The 11,830-nt window shown below is 62.0% G+C and carries 13 protein-coding genes and 1 riboswitch; of the genes, 1 reads left to right on the top strand and 12 read right to left on the bottom strand.

Annotation, left to right across the window (positions count from 1 at the left end; translation table 11 throughout):
• Nucleotides 1-15: 15 nt before the first annotated feature.
• Nucleotides 16-510 (bottom strand): ClpX C4-type zinc finger protein, encoded by a 495-nt coding sequence (locus tag ACFPN2_RS19710; RefSeq protein WP_380599582.1) that lies wholly within the window; start codon nucleotides 508-510, stop codon nucleotides 16-18.
• Between the two features lie 172 nt (nucleotides 511-682).
• Here ACFPN2_RS19710 and ACFPN2_RS19705 point away from each other — a divergent pair, with 172 nt between their 5' ends.
• Entirely contained in the window at nucleotides 683-1,171 is a 489-nt protein-coding gene (locus ACFPN2_RS19705; protein ID WP_380599580.1) for a GNAT family N-acetyltransferase, read from the top strand.
• Here ACFPN2_RS19705 and ACFPN2_RS19700 read toward each other — a convergent pair.
• The 11 genes from ACFPN2_RS19700 to ACFPN2_RS19650 form a co-directional block, all read right to left on the bottom strand.
• Nucleotides 1,158-1,490, bottom strand: a complete 333-nt coding sequence (locus tag ACFPN2_RS19700) for a hypothetical protein (RefSeq protein ID WP_380599578.1) — start codon at nucleotides 1,488-1,490, stop codon at nucleotides 1,158-1,160. The genes ACFPN2_RS19705 and ACFPN2_RS19700 overlap by 14 nt on opposite strands.
• Before the next feature lie 65 nt (nucleotides 1,491-1,555).
• Nucleotides 1,556-2,491, bottom strand: coding sequence for a TonB family protein (locus ACFPN2_RS19695; protein WP_380599576.1), 936 nt, complete (start codon nucleotides 2,489-2,491; stop codon nucleotides 1,556-1,558).
• Nucleotides 2,492-3,058: an ExbD/TolR family protein gene (locus tag ACFPN2_RS19690; protein WP_380599574.1), complete on the bottom strand. Its 567-nt coding sequence runs from the start codon at nucleotides 3,056-3,058 to the stop codon at nucleotides 2,492-2,494. It abuts the gene before it with no gap.
• A complete protein-coding gene (locus ACFPN2_RS19685; protein WP_380599572.1) occupies nucleotides 3,055-3,561 on the bottom strand; it encodes an ExbD/TolR family protein in 507 nt (168 codons plus the stop codon). Before ACFPN2_RS19685 ends, ACFPN2_RS19690 begins: the two co-directional genes overlap by 4 nt.
• Nucleotides 3,562-3,602: 41 nt before the next feature.
• Entirely contained in the window at nucleotides 3,603-4,307 is a 705-nt protein-coding gene (locus tag ACFPN2_RS19680; protein ID WP_380599570.1) for a MotA/TolQ/ExbB proton channel family protein, read from the bottom strand.
• 97 nt (nucleotides 4,308-4,404) lie between these two features.
• A complete protein-coding gene (locus tag ACFPN2_RS19675; protein ID WP_380599568.1) occupies nucleotides 4,405-4,875 on the bottom strand; it encodes a hypothetical protein in 471 nt (156 codons plus the stop codon).
• 8 nt (nucleotides 4,876-4,883) lie between these two features.
• The gene (locus tag ACFPN2_RS19670; protein WP_380599566.1) at nucleotides 4,884-5,483 is read right to left on the bottom strand and encodes a tetratricopeptide repeat protein; all 600 of its coding nucleotides are present in this window, start codon (nucleotides 5,481-5,483) and stop codon (nucleotides 4,884-4,886) included.
• A gap of 61 nt (nucleotides 5,484-5,544) precedes the next feature.
• Complete coding sequence (locus tag ACFPN2_RS19665; protein ID WP_380599564.1) at nucleotides 5,545-8,376, bottom strand: tetratricopeptide repeat protein; 2,832 nt, start codon at nucleotides 8,374-8,376, stop codon at nucleotides 5,545-5,547.
• Nucleotides 8,373-10,307 (bottom strand): hypothetical protein, encoded by a 1,935-nt coding sequence (locus ACFPN2_RS19660; RefSeq protein WP_380599562.1) that lies wholly within the window; start codon nucleotides 10,305-10,307, stop codon nucleotides 8,373-8,375. Before ACFPN2_RS19660 ends, ACFPN2_RS19665 begins: the two co-directional genes overlap by 4 nt.
• A 3-nt stretch (nucleotides 10,308-10,310) precedes the next feature.
• Nucleotides 10,311-10,916 carry an AraC family transcriptional regulator gene (locus ACFPN2_RS19655; RefSeq protein ID WP_380599560.1) on the bottom strand — a complete coding sequence of 202 codons (606 nt, stop codon included), beginning with the start codon at nucleotides 10,914-10,916 and terminating at the stop codon, nucleotides 10,311-10,313.
• Nucleotides 10,917-10,986: 70 nt separating this feature from the next.
• A complete protein-coding gene (locus tag ACFPN2_RS19650) occupies nucleotides 10,987-11,484 on the bottom strand; it encodes a TlpA family protein disulfide reductase (RefSeq protein ID WP_380599558.1) in 498 nt (165 codons plus the stop codon).
• Nucleotides 11,485-11,604: 120 nt separating this feature from the next.
• Nucleotides 11,605-11,689, bottom strand: a riboswitch (cyclic di-GMP riboswitch).
• Between the last annotated feature and the right edge of the window lie 141 nt (nucleotides 11,690-11,830).

Raw genomic sequence — 11,830 nt, 5'->3', positions numbered from 1 at the left:
CACATTCTGAGGCATTCAGTTGCCGACTTCCTCCTCGCCGTCGACCTGGAAATCGCCGTAGAACTCTTCCACACAGGTGCGGCAGATGGTCGCCGTCGGCGACTCGATGATGCCTTCGACTTCGAACGGGCGCTTGCCGCAGAAGGAACATCTCAGGCCGGCGGTCTCGGAGTCGTAATACGCCAGCGCCTCTTCGATGGTGACGTGAGTGTCGATCCAGCGCTCGCTCACGCCCGGATAGTTGCGCTCGATGGCCTGCTTCGCCTGCTCGACGGTCTCGGCATCGGAGATGGCGAGCGAAATCCATTCCTCGTCGCAATGAAACACCAGCGGTGCCGGCTGCGCTCCCAACCCGACCGCGATCGCCAGCCGCGGCACCTGCGCAACCATCGCCTCGTCCGTGAACAGCGAACCGGCATGGCAATAGGGAATGTCGTCTACGAACGCATACGACACGACTCGAGCCGCGTCGATCACGGGAGGAGGCGGATTTCGGTGGTCGTTGCTCATGCAGTTCGAGGTCGGAACGCCGTCATAGGTTGAAACGTCACGAGCCGAAATAAGATCCGTGGCCTACCCCTTTCCGCTGTCATGCTCGCACTGGCCCTGTTGTGTATCTTCCGGCCGGCCGGCGGGTTCATCTAACCTGAGACATATACAAAGAGCATAGATTCCGGCAAGCATGCACCCTGGCACCATCGTACTTATCCCGGCGGACACACCGGAACTCGTTACGATTGCGCGCGATTTATTCCAAGAATACGCGCACGCCATCGGCACGGATCTCGAATATCAAGGATTTGCCACCGAGCTCGGGGCGTTGCCCGAGCCGTATGTAGCTCCGCGCGGCGCGTTGTTCATTGCATACGTGGATAGTGAAGTCGCCGGCTGCGCGGCGCTCCGACCGCTGGGCGAGAGTTCGGGAGAAATGAAGCGCTTATACGTGCGCCCACACTATCGCAGCCTGGGCGTCGGCAACCGCCTGGTCGACGCCATCATCGCCGCCGCCCGACAGGCAGGCTTCCACACCCTTCGCCTCGACACCCTGCCAAGCATGACCTCGGCCCAGACGCTATACCGCAAACTCGGCTTCGTCGAGACGGCGCCGTACAACGATAAGTATCTGCCGGGCACGCGGTTCTATGCCCTGGACCTGACTAGTAGATCGTAGCCTTCGAGCGCGGCCCGAACTCCAGCTCATAGGCCGTGACAAAGCCCCACGCTGCCAGCACCAGGCTGAAGAAGGAGATCAAGAACAGCACGCCGCGCACTTCGTCTAGTGCGATGTCATCTCTAACCACGAGGCCGGGCGCCCATCGGGTGCGCCTGACGCAGAGCGTAACGACACCCAGTGCCAATGAAGTGGAACTCAGCAACAGCAAGGGCAGCGGCGGCACTGCCGCTTTGACGGCCAGGATCGCGGCGTTCCAACACAACACCGTCGCTACGAGGTACGGCGGCCGGAGTTTCGCGAGGTCCGTTAGCAACATGGCTGGTTCTGAAATAAACAGGCCCCGCCGGATGGCAGGGCCGTAGTAGCTCAGCTCAGACCTTCTTACGCCGGGAAGAAGTCGATGGGCTTGGTGACCGTGATCGTGCCGACGTCCTTCGCTTCGAAGCGGAACGACTTCACGCGGGCGACCAGCTTGCGCTCCAGCTCGGGGTCGTTGAGCTCGCTGGATACGATGTCGCAGCGCTGGACCGAGCCGTCGGCGGCGATGGTCAGTTCGAGCACGACCTTGCCTTGCAGGTCCGGCTTGTCACGCAGTGCGCGGGTGTACAGCGCGTAGATGGCGCCCTTGTTGCGATCGAAGATCAGTGCGATCTCCTCTTCGCTACGCGTCGCCTTGCCGCTGCCGGCACCTCGCTGAACTTTGTCCGCCGCTTGCTGAGTGAGCACAGCGGAAGTCGCGGTCGTCGTGGAGCCGCCTTCGAGGGAGCCCTGACCGCCGCCATAGCCGCGGCTCAGTGAGGCAGTGTTGATACCACCGCTGCTCGCACCGACCTTCGAGGTCAGCAGCGAACGTTCCGAACGGGTCGATTCACCGACCTTGCCGGTCAGATTCTTGGTCTGCTGGGCCTTGTCGACCACCGACATGTCACGCAAATCGGCGAGCTGATCCATCACGTTCGCCATCTGCTTCTGCGCGCGTTCGCGAGCGGTTGGCTGCGGCTTGGGCTCAGGCTTCGGCTGTTCCACCGGCTTGATCGGCTCCGGCTTCTTCTCCTCCACCTTGGGCGGCGGAGGCGGCGGGGGCGGCACCTTCTTCTCGATCACCAGCTTGACGATGCGATCGGGAATCGCAGGCGCCTTCACCATCGATCGTTCCGGCACCGGAATCAAAGGAATCAGAATCGCGAAGATGGCGAACACGATGAACGCGTTGCGCACCACCTTGCGGAAGCGGGCCTCGACTTCCTCGGTCGGCGACCAAGGCAAGTCATATAGACGGTAGTAAGGGGTCAATCCGGTGGAGATAGCTGTGCTCATTTAGCTACCCACCCCGTTCGACGGCGTGGCATTGAACGCCGCCGTGCGCCCGGCTGCAGTCGCGCTCACCTTCGCGCCTTCGCGCTCGACGACCGCCAGCGACACCTTGCCGTAATCCGCATCGGTGCAAGTCGCCATGATCTTGCGAAGCACGCTATACGGGGTGTTCTTGTCACCCATGATGGTGACTTCGCGATCCTTGATCTCCTGCTTGGCGGCGTCCGCCAGCACGGTGTCGGCCTGGCCCTGCAGGGCGACCTTCAGCGGCTGGATCACCGCGTCCTGCGAGTTGATCACGTCGTTGACCTTGGCGATGGCCTTGCCATCCACCAGCAGATCTTCCTTGGTGATCATCACGACGACGCTGGGCCGCGGCTTCTTGTCGGAGAGCGACGCGGGAATGGAGATCGCCTTGGTGTTCGGCAGGATGTCCGTATCGGAGTTATGCACGAGCAAGAACACCGTGAGGATCATCAGCATGTCGATGAACGGCACCAGCGTCATGTGACCGCCGGCTTCGGCACCGCCGTGCTTGCGACTGCGATGTCGTTTGATTCGATTGATCATGTCGGCGCGTCTCCCACGGACACATCCGGGAACAGCTCGCCGTAAGTCCAGCTGTTCTCGGCCACGCTGAAGACACGCACCGTGTCCATCACCTGCACCAGCGTGTCATAGGCAATATCCTGCTCGAGCAGAATGGTCGCGTCGGTCTTCTCGGGATATTTGGTCTTCACCAGCTTCAGGTAGTCCTGCAGCCCGACCAGATCGTAGCCCTTGTCGTTGGTCGGCACGGTCTTGAGTAAACCGGTGCCGCGATCGGCGATCTCGATCTTGTCTTTACGAATGATCACTTCCAGGTTCAACCCCTCGGGCAGGTCCGGCACCGCACTGTCGGCGCCCGGCAGGTTGAGCTCCAGAATATTCGTCTTGGTGAACACCGCGGTGAAGATCAGGAAGAACACCAGGATGATCATCATGTCGATCATCGGCACGACGTTGATTTCGTGCCGGCCACGGTAGCGCGCATGATTGCGCATCACCCGCCGCTGTGCCTTTGACTGAGCCATTGTCTATCCCTTTAACGGACCGCTGTGGCGTTCCAATCTACTCAGGCGACGCCGTGAGCGGCGCGGCCGCGCGACGGAGCCGCCGCGAGATCGTCGCTGCCGCCTTCAACGTCCTGACGACGCTCCACCACCGAGTTCATGAACTTGACCGACGCGATTTCCAGGCTGTCGATCATCTTGGTGGTCTTGGCTTCCAGGAACATGTGCGCCAACAACAGCGTGATGGCGCAGAACAGACCCGACGCCGTGTTGTTCATGGCGACCGAGATGCTGGCTGCGAGCAAGCTGGCCTTTTCCGCCGGGTTGGCCTGCGCGATCGAGGCGAACGCCGCGATCAGGCCGATGACGGTGCCGAGCAGACCGGTGAGCATGCCGATGTTCGCCAGCGCCGACAGATAGTGAGTGCGCTTTTCGGCGCGCGGGATGATTTCGAGCAAGCTCTCGTCCATCGCTTTCTCGACGTCGTCGCGACGACGGGCGCTCGCGAGGCGCGCGATGCCGTAGTTCAGCACGGTCGCGATCGAGGCCTTGGACTTGGAGGTGATGGCCACCACCTGCTTGAAGTTACCGCTGTTGATCAGCGGCACGACCTGCGCCCACAGCCGACGGTTCTGCGTCGTCTCGTTGGTCAGGTAGATAAAACGTTCGATGGTGATGGCGACGCCGATCACGAAGATGGCGGCGAGCGGATACAGGAAGAATCCTCCCTCGCGGAAGAAATTCACCATGAAATGTATCAATTCCATCGTCAGGGACTCCTATGCGGTGCGGACACTCGAAAACGATACTGAATACCGTGTAAGGCGCGCTTTATCGCCTTACATAACTATCTGCCGCTGCGACCTACTTCTCAGTGCTCGGAGGTGACGATGCCGGCGCGTCGGCGCCGCCATGCATTGCACCGTAGTAGGTCACTTCACGACGAAAAACGTCACGATCGACCGGCGTCAGTGCCTCATCGAGCAGCGTGTTGAATGGCTGCGCGGGCAGGTCGCCGAGATCGGATTTTTTCCAAGGCACGATGTACAGCACCTTGGGCAGCTCGCGATTACCGGTGACGACCGTGGTATCGAGGTTCAAACGATCGTTACGCACGACCGCTTGCGGACCGCCGGCGCGTTGTGACGTCGTGGATGGCTGCGCAGCCGGTTTCGCCTCAGCCGTGACCGGCGGTGACGAAGGCGTTGCGTTCGTCTTGCTCGTATCGACGGCGGGCCCAGCCTGCGTCGCTTCTTTCGACAACGTGCCCGGCTGCTCGGCCGCATGCACAGCGACCGAAGTCAGGATCAGGAGCAAAGGCAGTGTGCAGCGCATAGGGGTGCTCATTCGGCAGTTTGGGCACTTCGCGGCTCAGCGCCGATCCGTTTCTTCAATTCGGTCACCCAGCCATTGACCTTCGCGTCCGGCGAGGCGGCCGTGGCCAGATAACGTTCATACGCTTCCAACGCGCGCTGCGGCTCCTGCAAATACAGGTCGCACAGCACACCCAGATTCAACCAGGCCAGCGCGTAGTTCGGATCGATCTGCACCGCGCGCGTATAAGCGTCGTTCGCTTCTTTGAACTTGCCCTGCTTGCGCTGAATGATCCCGAGCTGATTGAACGCCGCGGCGTTGTTGCCATTGCGAGCAATGGCGTCGCGAATGGCTTTCTCGGCTTCGTCCAGCTTGCCGGCCTTGGCGTGCAGGATGCCCAGGTTCAGCAGCGGGCCGGAATACGATGGATACGCAGCCGAGAGCGAGCGGAATCCCTGCTCGGCACTGACGAGATCGCCGGAGCTCATTGCATTCACGGCACGATCGAACTGTTGCACCGCCTCGGGTGGCAACACCGGCTCGGCCGGCGCCGCAGCGGCCGCTTCGGCGGCTGCCTTCTCTTGTTTCGCATCCGAACCCGTCGGCGCGGAACCGCAGCCCGACAGCAACAGGCCAAGCAGCGCGCTGACAATCAGCGCCCGGAGGCTATGTCGATCCGAGTGGGCGCTGTTAAGGCAACGTCGGCACATAGTCTTCACTGATCTCGGTCTTGGCGTAACGCGCCGGCTTCAACTTGGCCAGCACGTCGAAGCTGCGCTGGATCCATTGATCGTAGATGCCGTCGCCGGTGCGCTGAACATTGGTTTCGTGCAACTCGATGGCCTTTTCCTCGAACGGAAACGCCTGTTCCTCGAGCAGCACGTCGTACTGTTCCTTGGCGTCCGCATCCAGATTCTTCGGCCGCTCCGAAGCCATCAGGTCCGCACCCAGCTGACGATACAGCTCGGCCATGCCGTAGGTCGCCTGCGTAGTCACCTCAGCGACCCCGTAGTCGAGCGCCTGGCCGTACACCGCCAGGGTTTTCTCCATGGCTTCGCGCTTGGTCTTCAACGACTTGTTCAGCGGCGCGCTCAGCTTGATCGAATTGAACAACGCCACCGGGCCGGCCGCGGTTTCAATGGTGGCCTTCGCGGCCAGATATTTACTGCGATCGGTGCGCGCGGCGCCGGCGGATTTATCCGCACGAATGATTTCGTCCAGCCACTGCGACCGGACTTTCACGTCGTTTTGTGCCTTCGCCATGTCGGCGAGCTTCTGGCGCGCGTCCATCGCCGGGTCGAGCGGCGACGGATACTGTTTCACGTAGTTTGCATACAAGCGCGCCGCATTGGTCGGCGACCCCGCCTTGTCATAGAGCTCAGCCGCCTGCCACAGCGCTGCGCGCCGGACTTCAACGGGCTCCTGGTCACGCGCTGCCACTCGTTCCAACTCGGCCGCGGCTTGCGTGCCACGACCCAATTCGAGATAGGCGACCGCGAGCGAGCGCGTCGCATCCGGCACCAACTCGTGCTGGGGATAGTTGCGACGGAATGTTTCCAGAACCTGCGCGGCCCGCTCCCATTCCTTGTTTTGCAACAGGATGCTCGCCGCGTCGTACTCCGCGTTGGAGCGCGCCTTTGAGTTCGGCGCCAGCGCAGCGACTCGCAGGAAGTCGTCGACCGCACCGGTGGAATCGCCCGCCGTGCGCTTCGCTTCCGCTTGTTTGTAAATCGAAGCCGCGATGCGCTCTTCGATGTTGGCGCGATCGGGATCGTTCGGGGGCAGGAAGCCCTGCACCTTCACGTACGCCGCTTCCGCCTCGCCGAAGCGGCCGCGATCGAACAGCGAGTGCGCCAGCAACGTCGTTGCCGAGCGCGCCAGCTTGCGATCGACCGGCGGATTGCGCTCCAGAATCTGCGTCGACACTTCGATCACCCGATCGAAATCGTTCAACGCGAACAGATCTTCGTCGGCCTTGGTCTGCACGCGCGCCGACTCGGGATGCTCGGGGAAGCTGGTCGCGAACATCAGCGCGCTTTCGATGCCCTGCTGATGCCACACCGCCTTCGGCTGCCCCTGCAACGTCGGCTCATGCTTCTGATACGACACCAGCGCGGCATAACCCGCCGCCGCTGCCTTCGGATGCGCCGGATAGTTGTAAGCCGCCGTTTCATATTCCTTGGCCGCTTCGGCGAAGCGACCCGATTCGAACAACACTTCACCCAAAGTGAAACGGTTGCCCGGCGATTCGGGATCTTGCGGGAAGGAGTCGAGCATCGCGCGATACCAGCGCGCCGCGGCCGCGTAGTTCTCGGGCTTCTTGTCCTTCTGCGCCAGCGCGTAGTAGTACTCGGCCAGATCCTTCTGGTTGGCCTTCAACTGCGCAGCCACTTCCGGCGCATCGGCCACCGAGCGCTCACGCCAGAAGGCGGAGCCGAACGCATAGCGCTCGACGAACGACTGCTTGCCCTCGATGACGAGCTGCGCAAAGCCGCCCTTCGCGTACGCCTCGATCGTGCGCATCTGTAACGACGGCGCATAACGATCGTCGGGCCGCCGCTTGGCGAACGCTTCGTACGCCAGCGCCGCGTCCTGATAGCGTTCTTTTTCGATATAGAAATTGCCGAGCGCTTCATACAACTGATGCGCATACGGCGGATCGCCTCGTTGCACCAGGGCCGCGTCCAGCGACTCCGGTCCATCGAGATCCGAATAGGTGATGGCGATAGCGCGCAAAGCGTCGTCGGTAAGCTCGCGCTCCGGACGACTCAGCGAATCGCGCGCACGCAGTCGACCGTCCTGAACCAGCACGCGATCCAGCATGCGCAGGAACGCCGAGACGCTCTCTTCGCCGCGCGATTGTTTGAACAGCGACCAGCCTAACTTGTACAGGCCTTGTTCGAAGAAGCCTGTATCCGCGCCAGGCGTCGTCACCGCGACATACGCATTCTCGGCGTCTCGATAACGACCGAGGCTGAACAGAATTTCACCGCGACGGAACTGCGACTCCACGAACCACTGACTGCGCGGATACGTCGTCACCAGCTTGTCGAGCACGACCAGCGCTTTCTCGGGCTGCGCTTTTGCTTCATAAGCACGTGCCAGCTGATACATCACGACGTCGTTGCGCTCGTAGTTCGGATAGGACTTGAGCAGCCCCTCGTACAGCGTCACGGCTTCATCGACGCCGAGACCGCCGAAGTCAGCTTCGCCGCCACGAGCGTCCTCGTCGACCTCGACCTGCAGGTCGCCGAGACGGCGCATCGCTTCGGCGCGCATCTTCTCGTTCTGCGATTCCATTTCCAGGAAGCGGCGGTACTGCTCGATCGCCTGCTGCGCCTTCACGTCGCTGGGCGGATCGGGATTGACCTTGACCTCTTTCTTCTCGAGATCGCGAATAGTGCGCGGGGCCGGCTTCGGAGCCGTTTGTTCCGCCGCGAATGCCGGCATGGCGAGCGCGCTCGACAACGTGAGCGCGATCAGCATGCGCAGTTTGTGAGATTTGCTGACTGAAGCGCTCATTGCGCGCCTCCCTTGTCAACGTTGCTCTCGCCGGTCGCGCTGCTCTTGGTCGCCGCCTTGTCGTAAATCGATGCCAGCGCGAAGCGCGCTTGCAACGAGTACGCGGCGAGACGCTGCTTCTGCGACTCCAGCTCCTTGATTGCGACAGCGGCAAGATAACGATTCTGCGCCTGAGCCGTAGCTTCGAGTCGCGCCGTCAAACCATCGATGCGGGGTGGCAGCGAGGCCACGCGACGCGCGAATTCTTCCGTGCGAGCGGGATAGTCGCCGCGAGCACGCTCGACCAGCACCGACCGGCGGCGCGCTTCTTTGTAGGCGACATCCAGCTCACGCAATTCTTTGCGAGCCTTCCACAAGCGCGCCTTGTAGCTGCCGTTGAAATCCCACAACAGCTTGCCGCGGATAAGACGCGCCTTCTCGCGCATCTCCTGCACCATCGGATCGTTCTGGTCCGCCTTCGCCAGCACCGCTTCGATCTGTTGCACCTTGGCCCATTGCTCTTTTTCTTTAGAGGTCGCGAGCGCAGTCACATCGTTGTCGCGCTCGGACGCGGCCAGTTGCGACTCCAGCTCGTTCTTGTGCGCTTCCATCGCGTCGAGATCGACGGTGTCCAGCGTCTTCTGCAAGCCCGGCAAACGCTGCTCGTACGCATGGCGACGCGTGTCCACCATATCCTCGAAGGCCTGCACACTCAGCGCCCACGTCGCCAGATTGCGTTGCATGAGCTTGAGGTCGCGATAGTTCTTCAGGCCTTCCTGGAATTCATGAGTGGCCAGCAGGTGATACAGATAACGCGTCTCCGGCGCGTCCGGCAGATTCTGCAACTGCCAGTACCAGCCGACCTGATCGGCCTTGTCGTTGTCGACGATGGCATCGAGCAGCTTGCCGTCGCGAATCGCCTGGATGGATTGATCGATGCGCTTGGATTCGGCCGCGAACGATTCGACCGCGTTCACATACTGTTCCGCCGCCTGACCGGTCGCATCGAGCTGCGCGTAGGCATAGGGAACCGCGAGATACGATTCCTGCACCGCTGCGTCGAGCATGTCGCGATCGCGCAGCTCCATCCACGGCGCAAGCGCTTTGTTGAACTTCTTCTCGGCCGAGTCCGCCCAACCGACGGCGAGCAGGGCCTTGTTCGATTGTGGCCCTTCGAGTCGCACACGCTGCAATACTTTCTTGGCGTCTTCGGGGCGATTGGCCTTGAGCCAGGCAAACCCCAGCGCGAGGTTGGCTTTGTCACGTAACGCCGCCAGCTCTTCGGTCGGTGTCGCGATCTGACCGACCTCGTTCAACAGCTCGGCCGCTTCCTCGACCCGTTCCTGCCGGACCAGCGCGACGCCAATATTGAAGCGCGCGTACGACGACCAAACGTCGCCGCCATTACCGACCGGCTGCCAGCGCTCCAGCGTGCGAATCGCATCGTCATAGCGATTCAGGTACATCAGCACCTGCGCCTCGAGCAGATGACGCTCCGGCTCCAGATCGCCGGGCAGCGCGCCGCGAATCGAAGCAAGCGCGGTCGCGGAGTCTTCCAGATAGTTGCGCTGGTACCAGACCTTCGCCAGATAGAACCAGGCGCGATTGCGCACATCGAGCGGCACGTTGTCGTTCAACAGCGCCTTGAAGATGCGGCCCGCTTCCTCGTGCTGACCCAGCGACAGATACAAGCCGCCCTTGAGCAGCTCGGCCTCGACGCCGTGATGACTGACGCGATTGAAATCCTGCGCGGCCCCGAGACGAGTCAGCGCCTGCAGATAATCGTCCTGATAGAAATAAAACAGCACGTCGCCCCAATGCAGATCGCGCACGACCTGCGGGGTGCCGATCAAGGGTCGCGGCTCGGGAGGTTTCTTCTCCTTGGCGATCGCGCTGGTCACTCCCAGCGCGAGCAGCACCGCGACGAAAACTTTGTTACATCGGCCCGGCACGGGTTATTCCCATTCCTTGACGATGAACTCGGGCTGCGCCTTGAGCGCCTTGTCGCTGATCTTCAGCTCGACGTACTTGGCGCCGACGCCCTTCTCCAGCTTGATGGTCGCGCCACGGCGATAGTCGCGCTGATTCGGGCCCTGGCCGGTGAACAGCGCGATCAGCTCGTGCTCGCCCGCTTTGAGATTGCCGATGAACACGCGATGCACGCCGCCCTTGAGCAGCGCCTGCGCCTCGCGCTCGGTGTACAGATAGTTGGCGACTTCCTTGTTATCGAGCTTCAAGGTCACCGAGTCGAGCGCGAAGAATTCACCCACGTCCATGGACACGAACACCGCCACCTGGGTGTTGGCCGGGAACAGCAGCTCTTCCTCGAGCACGAACAGCTCGCGGTTCAGATCGAGCACTTCTTTTTTCAGGGCCTGCACTTCTTCGTCGAGGCTCTTGAAGCTGTCGCCGCCGCCCGCGGGCGCGGACGGTGCCGGCGTGCTGCTGTCGACGATCGGCGCGGTGGTCGCGGCGGGCGCGTCTTGCGCAGTCGATGGCCCGGCCACGAACAGCAGCGGGCTCAGCGTGGCGATTACTTTCAGAAGGCTCTGACGCAGCATGGAGGTGTCCGGGAGTTCGATACGAGTTCGGTTCGATTAGCGAGGCGGATCCGTTGCGGGCGGCGCGAGTTCACTCGTTCAGCAGTTCACGCAGCTTTTCGGTGTAGCGCGCTTCATAGCCGGCCTTGTAGCCCTCGGATACGTAGCGCACCACACCTTCGCGATCGATCAACACCGTCAACGGCATCGTGCCCGCCTGATAGGCGCGGCTCACTTCTTTGCGAGCATCGAACAGCACGGGATAGCTGACGCGCAGCGTCTTGGCCATTTCGCGCGCCGAGTCCAGATTGCTTTCCTCATCGAGGTTGACGCTGAACAGCACCAGCCCGGCGCGGCGATACTTGCCGTAGATTTCATCGAGCAGCGGCATTTCCTGGCGGCAGGGCCCGCACCAGGTTGCCCAGAAGTTGAGCAGCACCACTTCGCCGGAGTGCTCGGACAGGCGCATGTTGGCGCCATCCCAGGAGCGCAACGCGAAATCGGGCGCGGGCTGGCCGACCAGCGGGCCTGCCGGGATGCACACGGCGGGCCCGAGCAGCAACAGCGCCAGCAAAGCAAGGCGTGGCATCCGTGCGGAAGCCCGGAGCGGCAGGCGAGCTTGTGAGGTCTGTGACATCAATCTTTATTCGTCGCCGGACACGCGGTGAGGCAGCCGATCGGCGCCTCCACAAATGAATGAGAGGCCGGCGCTGGCAACCCCGCTGTCCTAGGATAATTCCCTTAGACCGGTGGCTTTGCGTCCCCACCTTTCGGTGAGTTTGCCCTTGCATGAGGCGGCCCCTGACATGTGCGTGGCTGCACCTCTGACAACGCCAGCTAGGGTGCTATACGCGGCGCAAATATGTCAACGAACGAAGTGTGATGCCAGCGGCGCAAAACCGCGACGGGCCTGTGACTTGCCGCACATTTCAAAG

Origin of the sequence: Steroidobacter flavus (assembly GCF_042651805.1) — a bacterium.
GTDB classification, from domain to species: Bacteria; Pseudomonadota; Gammaproteobacteria; order Steroidobacterales; family Steroidobacteraceae; genus Steroidobacter; species Steroidobacter flavus.
The sequence above is the reverse complement of the archived record's forward strand: the minus strand, read 5'-3'. Positions and strand labels throughout refer to the sequence as shown.